This window comes from Brachybacterium sp. YJGR34, assembly GCF_003347015.1.
In the GTDB taxonomy this organism is placed as follows: Bacteria; Actinomycetota; Actinomycetes; order Actinomycetales; family Dermabacteraceae; genus Brachybacterium.
In genome coordinates, this window is record NZ_PNFB01000017.1 from 15,736 (window position 1) to 30,923 (window position 15,188).

General features: G+C 72.2%; 12 protein-coding genes. 11 read left to right on the forward strand and 1 reads right to left on the reverse strand.

The window, feature by feature from the left end:
* The first annotated feature begins 160 nt into the window (after window positions 1-160).
* From CXH06_RS13590 to CXH06_RS13640, 11 genes are all read left to right on the forward strand, one after another.
* Entirely contained in the window at window positions 161-820 is a 660-nt protein-coding gene (locus CXH06_RS13590) for a DUF1961 family protein (protein WP_114855741.1), read from the forward strand.
* A gap of 1 nt (window position 821) precedes the next feature.
* Window positions 822-1,517 (forward strand): DUF624 domain-containing protein, encoded by a 696-nt coding sequence (locus CXH06_RS13595; RefSeq protein WP_114855742.1) that lies wholly within the window; start codon window positions 822-824, stop codon window positions 1,515-1,517.
* 88 nt (window positions 1,518-1,605) lie between these two features.
* On the forward strand, window positions 1,606-3,138 hold the full coding sequence (locus CXH06_RS13600; RefSeq protein WP_114855743.1) for an extracellular solute-binding protein: 1,533 nt from the start codon (window positions 1,606-1,608) through the stop codon (window positions 3,136-3,138).
* Window positions 3,139-3,202: 64 nt separating this feature from the next.
* Window positions 3,203-4,201 carry a sugar ABC transporter permease gene (locus CXH06_RS13605; protein WP_232820357.1) on the forward strand — a complete coding sequence of 333 codons (999 nt, stop codon included), beginning with the start codon at window positions 3,203-3,205 and terminating at the stop codon, window positions 4,199-4,201.
* Between the two features lie 9 nt (window positions 4,202-4,210).
* Window positions 4,211-5,089 (forward strand): carbohydrate ABC transporter permease, encoded by an 879-nt coding sequence (locus tag CXH06_RS13610; RefSeq protein ID WP_114855744.1) that lies wholly within the window; start codon window positions 4,211-4,213, stop codon window positions 5,087-5,089.
* A complete protein-coding gene (locus CXH06_RS13615) occupies window positions 5,086-5,787 on the forward strand; it encodes a rhamnogalacturonan acetylesterase (protein ID WP_114855745.1) in 702 nt (233 codons plus the stop codon). Before CXH06_RS13610 ends, CXH06_RS13615 begins: the two co-directional genes overlap by 4 nt.
* 136 nt (window positions 5,788-5,923) lie before the next feature.
* Window positions 5,924-7,888, forward strand: a complete 1,965-nt coding sequence (locus CXH06_RS13620) for a rhamnogalacturonan lyase (protein WP_232820358.1) — start codon at window positions 5,924-5,926, stop codon at window positions 7,886-7,888.
* A 79-nt stretch (window positions 7,889-7,967) separates the two neighbouring features.
* Entirely contained in the window at window positions 7,968-10,667 is a 2,700-nt protein-coding gene (locus CXH06_RS13625) for a Tat pathway signal sequence domain protein (protein ID WP_198684073.1), read from the forward strand.
* Window positions 10,664-11,023, forward strand: coding sequence for an L-rhamnose mutarotase (locus tag CXH06_RS13630; protein ID WP_114855747.1), 360 nt, complete (start codon window positions 10,664-10,666; stop codon window positions 11,021-11,023). The genes CXH06_RS13625 and CXH06_RS13630 overlap by 4 nt, the downstream gene beginning before the upstream one ends.
* A gap of 99 nt (window positions 11,024-11,122) precedes the next feature.
* Window positions 11,123-12,124, forward strand: a complete 1,002-nt coding sequence (locus CXH06_RS13635) for an alpha/beta hydrolase fold domain-containing protein (RefSeq protein ID WP_232820359.1) — start codon at window positions 11,123-11,125, stop codon at window positions 12,122-12,124.
* A gap of 4 nt (window positions 12,125-12,128) precedes the next feature.
* Window positions 12,129-14,282, forward strand: coding sequence for a TIM barrel protein (locus CXH06_RS13640; protein WP_114855748.1), 2,154 nt, complete (start codon window positions 12,129-12,131; stop codon window positions 14,280-14,282).
* Between the two features lie 70 nt (window positions 14,283-14,352).
* Here CXH06_RS13640 and CXH06_RS13645 read toward each other — a convergent pair whose 3' ends face one another.
* Window positions 14,353-15,111, reverse strand: coding sequence for a hypothetical protein (locus CXH06_RS13645; protein ID WP_198684074.1), 759 nt, complete (start codon window positions 15,109-15,111; stop codon window positions 14,353-14,355).
* Window positions 15,112-15,188 lie beyond the last annotated feature (77 nt).

Below are 15,188 nucleotides of genomic sequence, written 5' to 3' on the forward strand. Positions count from 1 at the left end.
CGGTCACTCGGCTCCCCGGGTGCGGCGGGTCGACCGGTGGTCGGGAATCGGGTCGCGGAAGTGGTTGACGCCAGATGCTGAAACGCTTCAAGATGTGTCGCGGATCGCACCGCGGGCCCGACGGAGAGGCCGCGGACGGAGTGGAGACGGAGGCTCGTCGATGAGCACAGAGCTGTACCGCAGCGCGCTGTCGGCGCCGGCGGACCTCGCCGGCTGGAGGGTCGAGGGACCCGCGGTGACGTCCTTCCCCGCGGGCCGGCTGCGTCTGGAGTCCGCCGCGGATCCCGCCGAGGGGCAGGCCGCGAACTTCGTCGCCTGGCTGCCCGTGGAGACCGACGGCGACCTCCGCCTCAGCTGGAGCTTCCGTCCCCTGCGCGAGCCGGGACTGGCGATGGTGTTCTGGGCCGCGCGCGGTCGCGACGGACAGTCCGTCCACGACGCGAGCCTGCCCGCGCGCACCGGGGAGTACGAGCAGTACCACTCCGGCGCGATCGACGCGTACCACCTCTCCTACTACCGCCGCATGTGGGCCTCCGAGCGCAGCCTCCACACCTGCAACGTGCGCAAGAGCCACGGCTTCCACCTGGTGGCCCAGGGCGCGGACCCGCTGCCCGCCGTGCTCGACGCGGACCGGGACTACCGCCTGAGCCTCACCTGGCAGGACGCGACCGTGCGCTTCACGATCGATGACATCCCGTGCCTGACCTGGACGGACGAGGGCAGCGTGGGGGGTGCGGCGCGCACCGGAGGAGCGATCGGTCTGCGCCAGATGGCGCCCCTGATCGCCGAGTACTCCGACCTCCGGATCGAGGCGATCTGAGATGGACCGCGCCCTCGGTGCGCTGAGCACCGGCACCGACCTCCTGCTGCGCGCCCTCGCCCTCCAGGGCCTGTGGCTGCTGGGCACCCTGGCCGGCGGGATCGTGCTGGGCTGGGCGCCCGCCACCACCGCCGTCGTCGACGCCGCGGCCCGCGCCGCGCGCGGTGAGCCGATCCGCCTGGTCCGCACCGCCCGGGCGTGGCGGGACGGCTTCTGGCGCAGCCAGATCACGCTGGGCCTGCCCGGGCTGTTCCTGCTGCTCGCACTCGCGGCCGTCACCAGCTCCCTGCTGCCGACGGCCGCGGAGATCGCCCTCGGCGTGCTGGCCACCCTGCTGCTCGTGGCGTTCCTCCACGTCCCGCAGATCGACCGGCGGTACACGCTGCGCGCCACCGAGGTGCTCGGCGCCTCGCTGCGACTCTCCCTCGCCCAGGCGCCGACCTCGCTGCTGCTGGTGGCCGTGATCGCCCTGTGCGCGGGCGTGGTCCTGACCGTCCCCGGTCTCGCCCCCTTCCTCGGCGTCGCGGTGCCGCTGATGGCGATCCAGCATCTCGTCGGCCGCTCCCTGGACCGCAACGAGGACCTCCTCGCCGAGCGGCAGGATCCGCCCGCCGCCGCCGAGGCGCCGAACGTCCCCCACCCTCGTGGCGGGACGGGACCTGCCCTGTCGCGCCGCCCGCGCGCCTCCGCCCTCTGACCCCTCCCCGGTGGCCGGCCCCGCGCCGCTCGCCCGCCCCACCCCCGCGTCGACGCGCCCGCGCCGCCGCCCTGAGAAAGGAACAAGGATGTTCTCTCGTCGTACCCTCCTCGGCGGCGCCGCCGCCGGTGCCTCCGCCCTCGGTCTCGCCGCCTGCGGCGGCTCCGGTGGATCCGGTGGCTCCACCGAGGAGATCACCACGCTGAAGATCATGGCCCCGCTGCTCTCCGAGACCGCCCCCGACCCCGAGGGCCAGCTGCAGAAGGCCATCGAGGAGTTCATCGGCATGCCGATGGAGATCACCTGGGTGCCGAACTCGAGCTACGGCGAGCGCGTCACCGTCACCATGGCCTCGGACAACATCCCGCACGTCATGGTCCAGACCGGCAAGGACGCGGACTTCGCACGGACCGCCGAGGCCGGTGGGTACTGGGACCTCACCGACATCCTCGCCGACTACCCGAACCTCACGCCGGAGAACGAGGAGATCGCCCACGGCGCGAGCATCAACGGCAAGATGTACGGGATCTTCCGCGGCCGCGATGCGATGCGCGCCGCCGTCATCCTGCGCAAGGACTGGCTGGCGAACCTGGGCCTCGACGAGCCCGAGACCACCGATGATCTGAAGGAGATCGCGCGCGCCTTCACCGAGGACGATCCGGCCGGCGACGGCTCGGCGACCACGGGCCTCATCATCCCCGCCTGGGCCGGGTACGGGAACAACGGTCCCTACGACCTGTGGGAGGCCTGGCACGGCACGGCCAACGTGTGGAAGGACGAGGGCGGCACCCTGTCCCCGGCCTTCCTGGCCCCGGAGTTCCTCGAGGCCAATACGGCCATGCGGGAGATGGTCGAGGCCGGCCACGTCAACAAGGACTTCGCCACGATGGACGCCGCGACCTGGAATGACCCGTTCTTCACCGGTCAGGGCGGCATCATTATGGACGTCAGCTCCCGCGGCCTGGCCCTGCAGGGTCTGTGGAAGGACTCCGATCCGGAGAACTACACCGACTACGTGACGATGGTCGGGAACCTCAAGAACCCCGACGGCACCCTGTGGGCCCTCCCCACCCCGGGATACTCCGGATACGTCGCCGTCCCCAAGGCCTCGGTGCCCACCGAGGAGCAGCTCGCGACCGTCCTGACCGCCATGGACAAGCTGGCCTCCGAGGAGGGCCAGCGCCTGCTCAACAACGGCCTCGAGGGCGTCAACTACGAGGTCGAGAACGACATGAGCGTCCCGATCGAGGGCGAGGAGGCCGACGTCGTCTCGAGCGACACCTCGGCCTTCGCCCAGCTCGGCACCGCGAGCAACGGCTATCTGGCGCTCACGGTCGCACCCACCGACGAGAACGACGCCGCGCTCGGCGAGAAGCGCGATGCCTTCCACGAGGCGGACCTCGACAGCGCCGTGTTCAACCCCGGCGCCGCCTACATGTCCGAGTCCTACCTGCAGAACGGGGCGATCCTCGACCAGATCGTGGTCGACGCCCGGCTGAAGTACCTGGCCGGGGAGATCGACGAATCCGGTCTCACGGCCGAGCTCGAGCGCTGGGAGAGCAGCGGCGGCCAGCAGGTCGTGGACGAGATGAACGAGCTGTACCAGGCCGGCGGGAACTGACCTTCCGGCCGGGGCGCGCCGTGATCCGGCGCGCCCCGGCCCTCACCACGAGGAGTGATCGAGCATGGTCATGACCAACCTGCCGGGGGCCGCCGATGCGGTGCACCCGACCACCGAGGACCACTCGCCGCACGCGGCGACCCGTGGGCCGCGGCGCCGCAAGACCCTGCTGAAGCGACTGCGGCGCTCGCCCGTGCTGTACCTGATGCTCATCCCGGGCATCGTGTACTTCGCCGTCTTCAAGTACGCCCCGATGTACGGCATCACCATCGCCTTCAAGGACTACCTGCCGTTCCTGGGGATGCAGGGCAGCCCCTGGGTGGGGCTGGAACACTTCGAACGGCTGTTCAGCGGTCCCGACTTCGGGCGGCTGATGAAGAACACGCTCATCCTGGCGCTGCTGAACATCGTCATCGCCTTCCCCGCGCCGATCATCGTGGCGCTCATGCTCAACGAGCTGCGCAAGCAGCTGCTGAAGAAGTTCATCCAGACCGCGATCTACATCCCGCACTTCCTGTCCTGGGCGATCGTCTCCGGCCTGACGTACCTGCTGTTCGCCCTGGACACCGGGCCCATCACGGTGCTGTTCAACACCGTCTTCGACGCCGACGTGAACTTCCTGGCGGACCCGGACTGGTTCCGCCCGCTGATCATGGCCCAGACCCTGTGGAAGGGCACCGGCTGGGGGACGATCATCTACCTCGCGGCCCTCGCGGGCGTGGACAAGCAGCTCTACGAGGCCTCGATGATCGACGGCGCCGGACGGTTCCAGCAGCTGCGCTACGTCACGATCCCGGCGCTGGTCCCGACCATCGTCATCATGCTGATCCTCAACATCGGGAACTTCCTCGACACCGGGTTCGAGCAGATCTACATGCTCACGAACTCGTTGAACCGCGAGGTGGCGGACGTGTTCGACACCTACGTGTACTTCATGGGCATCACCAACGGCGCCTACAGCTACTCCACGGCGATCGGCCTGTTCAAGTCGATCGTCGGCCTCATCCTGATCCTCGGTGCGAACTGGCTCGCGAAGAAGTACACCGAGTCCTCCCTGTTCTAGGAGCCCCCGATGCCCATCGCCTACAACACCCCGCGGGACAAGATCTTCGACGGCGTCAACATCGCCCTGCTGCTCGTCTTCGCCGCGTTGACGATCCTGCCGTTCCTCTACGTGCTGGCCGCCTCCTTCGCGACCGAGGCGGAGATCGCCTCCCGTCCGTTCTTCCTGTGGCCGAACGACCCCACCCTCGAGACCTACAAGTACGTCTTCTCGACCAACACCTTCCTCCGCTCGCTGCTGGTCACGATCGGCGTGACGGTCGTGGGGACGGCCGTGCAGATCACGCTGACGATGCTCATGGCGTACCCGCTCTCGGACCCCAACCTCGTGGGCCGCGGGCTGATCATGCGCCTGGTGCTCTTCGCCATGCTGTTCTCCGGGGGCATGATCCCGCTGTTCCTCGTGGTCAAGCAGCTGGGCCTGCTCGACTCCTACTGGGCGCTGATCCTCCCCATGGCGATCAATCCCTTCAACCTCATCATCATCCGCACCTTCTTCCAGCAGCTCCCCCATGAGCTGCGCGAGGCCGCGGAGATCGACGGGGCCAACGAGTTCACGACCTTCTGGCGGATCATGCTGCCGCTGTCGAAGCCGATCATCGCGACCTTCTCCCTCTTCTACGCGGTGGGGCTGTGGAACGACTTCATGTCGCCGCTGCTGTACATCTCCGACAGCTCGAAGTGGACGCTGCAGATGTTCGTGCGCCAGGTGACGATCTCCACCGATCCCTCGACCACGCTGGGGAACCTCGACCCGAACTACGTGCCCCCGAAGGAGGGGCTGAAGTTCGCGATCATCGTCATCGCGACCCTGCCGATCATGTGCGTGTACCCGTTCCTGCAGAAGCACTTCGCCAAGGGCGTGCTGATCGGCTCGGTGAAGGGATGAGCGCCGCGGAGAGGACCCTGTTCCTGCTGGGCGACTCGACCGTGGCCTCCTACGAGCCGACGTGGCATCCGCAGGCCGGCTGGGGCCAGTTCCTGGACCGCTTCGTGAGCGGAGCGGTCAGGGTCGACAACCACGCCATCGGCGGACGCTCCGCCCGCACCTTCCGCGAGGAGGGCCGCCTCGCAGCGGTCCTGGAGCGGGCACGGCCCGGGGACACCGCGCTGATCCAGTTCGGGCACAACGACTCCACCCGCGCCAAGCCCGAGCGCTACTCGACCCCCGCGCAGTACCGCGAGGAGCTGCGCGGCTATGTCGCCGCCCTCCGCGAGCGCGGAGTCCAGCCGGTGCTGGTCACCGCGGTGAGCCGGCGGGATCACGACCCGGTCGCCGGGCGGTGGGCGGTGAGCTTCCCCGACTACGTAGCCGGCGCCCGCGCAGTCGCCGCGGAGCTCGACGTCCCGCTCGTGGACCTCGCCGCCTCCAGCCGCGCCCACCTCGAGCGGATCGGGCCGGACGCGGCGAAGGACCTGTTCCTCCACCTCGAGCCCGGGGTCTCCGCGGCGCATCCCGACGGCGTCGCCGACGACACCCACTTCCAGGAGCGCGGCGCGCAGGCGATGGCACAGCTCGTCGCCGAGGAGCTCGCGGGGCTGGACCTGCCGGTCTCGGCCCACCTGGCGGCGGCGCCCGCGGTGTGATCCGCCCCGATACCAGCGGCGCCGTCGGCCCGGAGCCGATGCCGCCGCTGACGCCGGACCGACGAGGCCGTCGGCCCGGCAGCAGTCCCTCCCCGATGTTCACCTGTGATGGGAAGCAATGATGCAGATCAGACGCATGAGTCGAACCGCCGCCGCGATGGCGCTGAGCCTGGGCCTGTGCGCGGGCGCCCCGGCGCTCGCCGCGCCCTCGCCGGATCCCGCCCCCGCGGCGCCCTCCGCCCCCACCCTGAAGCGCGACGCCGAGCGCCTGGACCGCGCTCCCGTCGCGGTCGCCGCCGAGGACGGGGTGTTCCTGTCCTGGCGCCTGCTGGGCGACGAGGCGATGGACACCCCCTTCCACGTCTACCGCGACGGGGAGCAGCTCACCGACCGGCCGATCACCGGCTCCACGAACTTCGTCGATGCGGGCGGCACGGCGGAGTCGGTGTACCGGATCGCGATCGACCGCCCGGACGAGAAGTACTGGGCCAGCGAGGAGTTCTCCGTCTGGCAGGAGCAGCACACCGAGATCGCCCTGGACAAGCCCGCCGGCGGCACCACCCCGGACGGTGTGGACTACGAGTACACCGCCAATGACGTCATGGTGGGCGACCTCGACGGCGACGGGGTGCTCGAGTACGTGCTCAAGTGGGACCCGACCAACTCCCAGGACAACTCCCGCGACGGCCATACCGGGAACGTCTACCTCGACGCCTACGAGCTCGACGGCACGAAGCTGTGGCGCATCGACCTGGGCCAGAACATCCGGGCCGGCGCCCACTACAGCCAGCCCCAGGTCTACGACCTCGATTCCGACGGCCGGGCCGAGGTGGTGGTCAAGACCGCCGACGGCACCACCGACGCCGCCGGCACCGTGATCGGGGACGGGGAGGCGGACTGGCGCAACGACGCCGGACGCATCCTGGAGGGCCCCGAGTTCCTCACCGTCTTCGACGGCCAGAAGGGCACCGCCATCGACACCATCGACTACACGCCGCCGCGCGGGGACCTGGGAGGCTGGGGCGACACCTACGGCAATCGCGCGGACCGCTTCCTCTCCGGCGTCGCCTATCTCGACGGCAAGCACCCCAGCGTGGTGATGGCCCGCGGCTACTACACGCGCGCGGTCCTGGCCGCCTACGACTTCGACGGGAAGAACCTGACCCAGCGCTGGGTCTTCGACTCCGACGACCCCGGCAACGGCGAGTACTTCGGCCAGGGCAACCACCAGCTGGCGGTCGCCGACGTCGACGGCGACGCCAAGGACGAGATCGTCTACGGCTCCGCGACCATCGACGACGACGGGACGGGCCTGTACTCCACCGGTCTCGGCCACGGCGACGCGCTGCACGTGAGCGACTTCGACCCCTCCCGCGAGGGTCTCGAGGTGTTCGCCATCCACGAGGACATGAGCAGCAGCGGCGACCGCGGCTCGACCTTCCGCGACGCCGCCACCGGCGAGATCCTGTGGTCGGTGCCCGCCCGCGGCGACACCGGCCGCGGCGCCATGGCGGACATCGATCCCCGCCACGAGGGCGCCGAGGGATGGAACTCCGGGCAGTCCCCGGAGGAGCCCTCGAAGACCGGGTACATGATGAGCGCCTCCGGGGAGCGGATCGGTGACTCGATCCCGGCGGCGAACTTCGTGGGCCTCTGGGACGGGGACCTGCTCTCCGAGATCGTCGACCACGAGTTCGACAGCGAGACCCGCACCGGCGCCCCCGTGATCTCGACCTGGGACTACGAGGCCGGCGAGGCCGTCCCGATCTTCACCCCCGAGGGTGTTGTGACCAGCAACGACACCAAGGGCAATCCGGCGCTGCAGGCCGATCTGCTGGGTGACTGGCGTGAGGAGCTGCTCTACCGCACGGACGATTCGAGCGCGCTGCGCCTGTACACGACCGTGGACCCGACGGAGCACCGACTGCGCACGCTGCTCTCCGATCCGACCTACCGCCTGTCGATCGCCTGGCAGCACGTGGCGTACAACCAGCCGCCCCACACCGGCTACTTCCTCGGGGAGGGCATGGAGACCCCGCCCGCCCCGGCGCTGACGTACACCACCCGGGCCCCGAGGGCCGAGAGAGTCGACGAGGACTGACCCCGCGGCGGGGCGAGCACGGCGCACGCCGCTCGCCCCGCCGTCCACCACCGCACCCCCTCCCTGGAGCACAGCCCCGATGAGCAGCACCGTCCCCTCCGTCCCCCTGCACTGGATCGACGCCCGTCCCGGCGCGACGGACCTGCCCGTCCAGTGGGGCGTGCCATGGCCGCGCGGCACCCTCGAGGAGCTGCCGCCGCTGTGCCTGCGCAGCGGCGAGCAGGAACGCCCCGCGGACTCCTGGGTCACGGCCCGCTGGCCCGACGGCTCGATCAAGTGGACCGGCCACGCGGCGCTCGCCGGCGGCGCGGAGCATCTGGAGCTCGCCCCGCGCTCCGCGGAGGAGACGTCCTCCCTGCAGGTCACCGAGGACGCCGAGGGCATCGTCGTGGACACCGGGGCGCTGCGTCTCGAGGTCGCCGCGCACCCCACCGCCCCGATCCGCCGCCTGCTCATCGAGGGGCGCGAGGTGGGCGTCGAGGGCGGGCCGGTCGCCTCCTCGGCCACCGGCACGGACCCCGACGCCCCGCGCCGCGAGCACGCCGTGCGCACCACCGCGGTGCGCGTCGAGCGCGCCGGCGCCGTGCAGGCCGTGCTCCGGCTCGAGGGGCATCACGAGGTGGCGGGGGAGCATGTGCTGCCCTTCGTGCTGCGCCTGTACGCCACGGCCGGCTCCACCCGGCTGCGCGCCGTCCACACCCTGATCTGGGACGCCGACCCCGAGCACCTCTTCCTCACCTCGCTGGGCCTGCGGATGCAGGTGCCGCTGCGCGCGGCCCCCTACGACCGGCACGTGCGTCTGGCCGGCAGCGACGGCGGTCTGCTCACCGAGGCCGTCCAGGGCGTCACGGGTCTGCGCCGTGATCCCGGCGCGGCCGTCCGCGCCGCGCAGGTCGCCGGCCGGCCCACGCCGCCGCTGGAGACCTGGGACCCGCGGGTCTCCGAGCGCCTGCGGCACGTGCCGCGCTGGGACGCCTGGACGCTGCGGCAGCTCTCGGCCGACGGGTACACCCTCGCCAAGCGCACCGCGGACGACCGCCCCTGGGTGAGCATCGCCGGCGGGACCCGCTCCCGCGGCTACGCCTCCGTGAGCGATCCCGCCGGCGGCATCGGGCTGGGCCTGCGCGACTTCTGGAAGCTCCACCCCACCGGGCTCGACGTCGCCGGTGCCGCCGGGGAGCGCGCGGAGATCACCGCGTGGATGTACGCCCCCTCGGCCCCACCCATGGACCTGCGCTTCTACCACGACGGCCTGGGCCAGGAGACCTACGCGGACCAGCTGGACGCCCTGGAGATCACCTACGAGGACTACGAGAGCGGCTTCGGGGACGCCCGCGGCATCGCCCGCACCCACGAGCTGGTGATCGACGCCCTCGCCGCGACGCCGCCGGCCGAGGAGCTCTCCGCGCTCGCCGCCGCCTGCGCCCTCCCGCCCCAGCTCGCAGTCTCCCCGCAGCACCTGCACGCGGCGCGCGTGCTCGGGACCTGGGCGCCCGTGGACCGCTCCACCCCGCAGCGCGCCCACCTCGAGGACCGCCTGGTCTTCCTGCGCGAGTTCTACCGCGGCCAGGTGGAGCAGCGTCGCTGGTACGGCTTCTGGGACTACGGCGACGTCATGCACTCCTACGACGGCGACCGCCACGCCTGGCGCTACGACGTGGGCGGCTTCGCCTGGGACAACTCCGAGCTGTCCCCGGACCTGTGGCTGTGGCAGGACTTCCTGCGCAGCGGCGACGCGGGCGCCTTCCGCCTGGCCGAGGCGATGACCCGCCACACCGGCGAGGTGGACCAGTACCACCGGGGCCGTTTCGCGGGCCTGGGCACCCGCCACAACGTCCAGCACTTCGGGTGCAGCGCCAAGCAACTGCGGGTCTCGAGCGCCGTCTACCGCCGCCACCTGTTCTTCCTCACGGCCGACGAGCGCCTCGGCGAGCTGCTGGACGAGGTCGCGACCTCGGAGGAGGCGCTGCTGCGGGTGGACGCGACGCGCAAGGTCCGCACCGACGTCTATGCCCCGGACCGCCGCGCCCTCGCGATCGGCCTGGGCACCGACCTGGGCGCCCTGCTGGGCGCCTGGCTCACCGCCTGGGAGCGCCACGGCGACGCGGCCGCCGAGCAGAAGCTGCGCAGCGCCCTGGCCGGCATCGGCGAGCTCCCGCAGGGGCTGTTCACCGGGGAGGCGCTGTGGGACCTGGACGCGCGGCGCTTCGACACCTCCCGGGACCGGATCCAGGTCTCCCACCTCGCGGCCGTCTTCGGCATGGTGGAGATCGTCGCCGAGCTCCTGGACCTCGTCGACGAGCCCGCCTTCGCGCACGCCTGGGGCGAGTACTGCCGCTACTACCTCGCCACCGCCGAGGAGCAGACCGCGCGCTTCGGCGCCCCGCTGCGGGGCATCTCCCTGGTCCCCGCCTACAGCCGTCTGCTGGCCGCGCACGCCGCCACCACCGGGGACGCCGCGCTCGCCGAACGGGCCTGGGAGAAGTTCCTCCTGGGAGGCGGCGACCAGGTCAACGAGGACTCCATGGTGGGCCGCGCGGAGTGGTCCCTACAGCGCATCGACGGGCCGGCGGTGCTCGAGGCCGTGGACGAGGCGCCCTACCTCTCCACCAACGGCTGCGCCCAGTACGGGCTCTCCGCGATCCAGAACCTCGCGCTGATCGGCGAGCACCTGCCGGACCGCATGCCGTACCATCGCGCGCCGGATCCCGGGCCTGTGGCAGGCTCGCAGGGAGCACACGATGCCCGATCAGCGACGACGCCAATGGAGGCGCGATGACCACTGCCGAGCTCGATCATCTCCTGGCCACCACCTCTGCCCGCAGCCCTCATCGCTGCTGCTTCCTGCTGCACGTGCGGCCCGAGAAGCTGGTGGAGTACGTCGAGGCCCACCAGCACGTCTGGGAGGAGATGCGCGAGGCGCTGAGCGCGGCCGGCTGGCGCAACTACTCCCTCTTCCTGCGCGCGGAGGACGGCATGGTGGTCGGCTACTTCGAGGCCGACGACGTCGACGCCGCGCAGGAGGCGATGGGCCGCGCCGCCATCAGTCCGCGCTGGGAGGCGGCCATGGCCGAGTACTTCGCCCCCGGCGGCGGGGAGAAGCAGGTCCTCCCGCAGTACTTCCACCTCGCCTGAACCGGGCCAGCGACCCCCGCCGCGCCCGCCTCGACCGTCCTGACGCAGTCCCCGGGCCGACCCGTCGGCCCCTCCCACCCCGTGGAACGGAGTCCCCGCATGACCGAGACCACCGCTGACCTCCAGGAGATGGAGCGCCGCATCGCGGCCTTCGCCGCCGCCCACCGGGCCGGCACCTTCGGCCCCGAGGACGAGGCCGCCTTCACCGCCCCCTACGGTCCCGCCGAGGAATGGGACGTCCTCACCGAGGACCGCCAGGTCCCCGGGCCCCACGGGCCGGTGCCCGTGCGCCTCTACACCCCGGCCGCCGCGGCCCGCGCCCCGCGCGCCGTGCTCGTCTTCTGCCACGGCGGCGGCTTCATGCACGGCGACCTCGACATGCCCGAGGGCGATGCGACCGCCCGCGGCGTCGCCGGCCGCGCGGACGTGGTGGTGGTCTCCGTGGACTACCGCCTGTGCGACGAGCTCGACGGCCGCCCCACCCGGTCGATCCCCGGCACCGACCCGGGCCTCGTCATCCATGCCCCGATCCCCGGCGACGACGTCATCGCCGTCGTGGACTGGACCCGCTCCGCGGCCGAGGAGCTGGGCATCGACCCCGATCGTCTCGCCCTCGGCGGATGCAGCGCGGGCGGCAACCTCGCCGCCTCCGTGTCCCTGCGCCTGGCCGAGGCCGGACGCGCCCCGTCCGCCTCACTGCTGATGTACCTGGTCAGCCACCCTCTGAACCCCGAGCCCACTGCGGAGGAGGCGGAGGCGCTGGAGTTCCTGCCCCTCGAGCTGTCCTTCACCCCGGAGAAGATGCGGGCCATGAGCGAGAACTACATCGGCCGCCCCCTCGAGGAGGCCACCGCCCACGACTTCCCGGGCCTGGGCACCCCCGAGCAGCTCGCCGTGCTGCCCCGCACCTACATCGAGGCCGACGAGTACGACTCGCTCCGTCTGGGCGCCCGCCGCTACTCCGAGCAGCTCGCCGAGGCCGGGGTCGAGGTCGAGTACGAGGTGCGCCGCGGCGTCAACCACGGCCACCTCAACAAGCTGGGCCTGCCGCAGGCCGCGCAGTCCATGGACCGCATGGCCGGCCTCATGAAGGAGCTCTGAGACCGTGACCCACGGAATCCTCACCGGGAGGGCGCACGCCGCCGCGTCCTTCGCCGCCGGTGCCGACCACCTCGAGCCGACGATCGTCGGCAACGTCCTGGTCCGCGGCGAGGACGGGCGGTGGGAGGCGGCCGCCGACATCGACGCGTGGCCGAAGGCGCCGTCCTTCGCGGTGCTGTGCCCCGGGGACCTGCCGATGTCCGACCCCTCGGTCCCGCAGGAGGTGCTCGCGGAGTACTTCGGCACCGTGATGGCCGCCGCCGCCCGCTGCGCGCTGCCCGGTGCGACCGTCGTGGTGGGCAGCGGCGCCGCCCGCCGCACCCCCGAGGGTGTCGCCCCCGAGGTCGCCCGGGCCCAGCTCGGACGGACGGTGCGCCTGATCCGCGACCTCGCCGCCCAGCACGGGCTGGAGGCGATCCTCGAGCCCCTGCACTGCGGGGAGACCGACCAGATCCACACCATCGCCGAGGCGATCGTCTTCCTCGACGAGCACGACCTGGGGGACATGCGCGTGGTCGCGGACCTCTTCCATATCGTGCTCGAGGACGAGAGCCTCGCGGTCGTGCAGGCGAACGCGGACCGCGTCGCGCACGCCCACATCGCCGACACGGATCGGCGCCCGCCCGGGCAGGGGGACTGGCCGCTGCGCGCGTTCCTCACCGCGCTGCGCGAGGGCGGGTACACCGGCCGCGTCTCCATCGAATGCGACTGGCAGGACCTCCCCTCCGAGGCCGCCGCGGCCCTCGAGGCCGTGCGCGCGGCAGACCCCGGCCCGTCGGGCGCACCCCGCACCGGCGTGGTGACCACCAACGGGGCCTGGTGCTGGTTCCAGGACGAGCGCGCCCTGGTCGACCCCGAGACCGGGACGCTGCTGATCGGCTCGGTGGCCTCCGCGGCCGGCGCCGAAGGGGAGCGCCGCGGCGGGGACGTGGATCTGACGATCGTGGACCTCGAGCGGCTCGGCTCCCGCCCCGGCGCGATCCCCGATCCCGCCGCCCGCACCGTCACCCTCCACGCCGGGCTCGAGTCCGACGACCACGACGACCCCGCCCTGTGGCGCCGGGCCGACGGCCGCTGGCTCGCCGTCTACAGCCGCCACAAGAGCGACGACCTCACCCGCTGGCGGATCAGCGCCCCCGGGGATCCCACCCGCTGGGGTGAGGAGCGGGCCGTGGACTGGACGCGCCTGGGGGAGGACCCGGAGCGACTGCGGGCCCTCGGCGGCGGGCGCGGCGTCACCTACCAGAACCTGCACCAGCTCGACGGGGTGCTGCACTGCTTCGTCCGCGCGATCAACGACGACCCCTGCTACCTGGTCTCCCGCGACGACGGCGACAGCTGGGAGTTCGGGGGCCGCCTGCTGACCCGCGAGAAGGTCGGCTACGTCAACGGCTACGCCCGCTACGCCTCGGGCGCCCGCTTCGGCACCGACGACCGCATCGACGTGATCATCACCGAGCACCATCCGCGGGACTACGGCACCTCGATCTGGCACGGCTATCTCTCCGGCGGCCACCTCCACCGCGCCGACGGCACCGCCGTGGGCGCCCTGGGCCGCGGCCTCGAGGACCCGACGCCCCGGGCCGAGGATCTCACCAGCGTCCTCGCCAGCGGCTCCACCTGGGACGGGACGGTGATGAGCCACGCCTGGACCACGGACCTGCGCCGCTTCGCCGACGGCACCCTCGTGGCCCTCATGACCGCGCGGGCCGATGACACCCTCGGCACGGGCACCGACCGTCGAGCCCTCGAGCCCATCGACCACCGCTTCTTCCGCGGCGTGCTGCGCCCGGGGGAGCAGCGGTGGCAGGTGCGCGAGCTCGCCGTCGCCGGGCCCCAGCTCCTGCCCCACGAGGAGGACTACACGGGACTGGGCACCATCGACCCCGAGGACCCGGACGCGCTGTGGATCTCCACCCCGGTGGACCCCCGCGACGGCACCCGGTGGCCGCACCACGAGATTCTCCACGGCCGCACCCGCGACGGCGGGGAGACCTGGACCTGGACCCCCGTCACCGAGGACTCCGCGGCGGACAACGTCCGGCCCATCGCGGTGTCCGGGGACCCGTCCCGGTCGGTGCTCACCTGGTACCGCGGCACCATGGAGTCCTCCCAGGCCTACGACACCGAGGTGCTGGTGCGCGTCGAGGGGCGGTGAGCCGGCGGCCGGCGCGCCGCGCGCGGCGCGGGACCGGCGGCCGGGCGCGGCCCGGGGAGGGACGTCGAGCCTACCGACCGCCGCCCCGGCGGTGGTCATCCGCCTCGATCGCGTCTGCCCGGCCCTGGGCCAGGCCGGACCGGAGAGCTCCCCAGTAGCCGGGTATCGACCCGACGAGGGCGACCACGCCCGCCGCCGTCACCAGCGGCCGGCCGTCCACCCACCCGATGCTGGTCGCGAACAGGCCGATGGTCAGCAGCACGCCCACCCACCACCAGCGTGGACCGCCCAGCGCGATCCCGCCGTAGATCGCCGCTCCGAGGATGGTCACGACGAACAGGAGCACGCCCAGGCCGCCGAGTCCGATGACCACCGGGAACAGCGCGTCCGGGGGATCGGTCTCGGTGTACAGGAGCAGGGGTGCCCCGGCGGCACCGAAGCAGACCAGGCTCAGGACGATCGCGGTGGTCGCGGCGAGGGTGAGCAGGGCGGTGGTGCTCAGCGGCGCGGTGTAGCGGTCCAGGGTCGCCGACCACGAACCCCACAGGACCCAGCCCAGTCCGGTCAGGACCATGCCCACCCCGAGCGGCACCAGGAACCACAGGCTGTCGAGGCCTGCCGGGGTCCGGTGGGCGATGATGCCCAGCGGGATGCTGAGCACGAGCAGCGCCAGCCCGGTCAGGGCGCCATAGCCGAAGATCCGCTCCGCGCGGCGGGCGGGGTGCTCCCTCGGCACGCCGCGCTGGGGTGCGGCGCGGGCCGAGCGTCTGGCGCGGTACGCCGCCGTTCCTGCCCCGTGCCGACGGCGTGGTCCGGGCTGCGTGCTCATCGTGCTCGTCCTTCGCGGTCTCCGGGGCCGTGTCCTGCGTCGGCGGCAGAGTAGCAGCCGGTCACGCCGACTCGGAG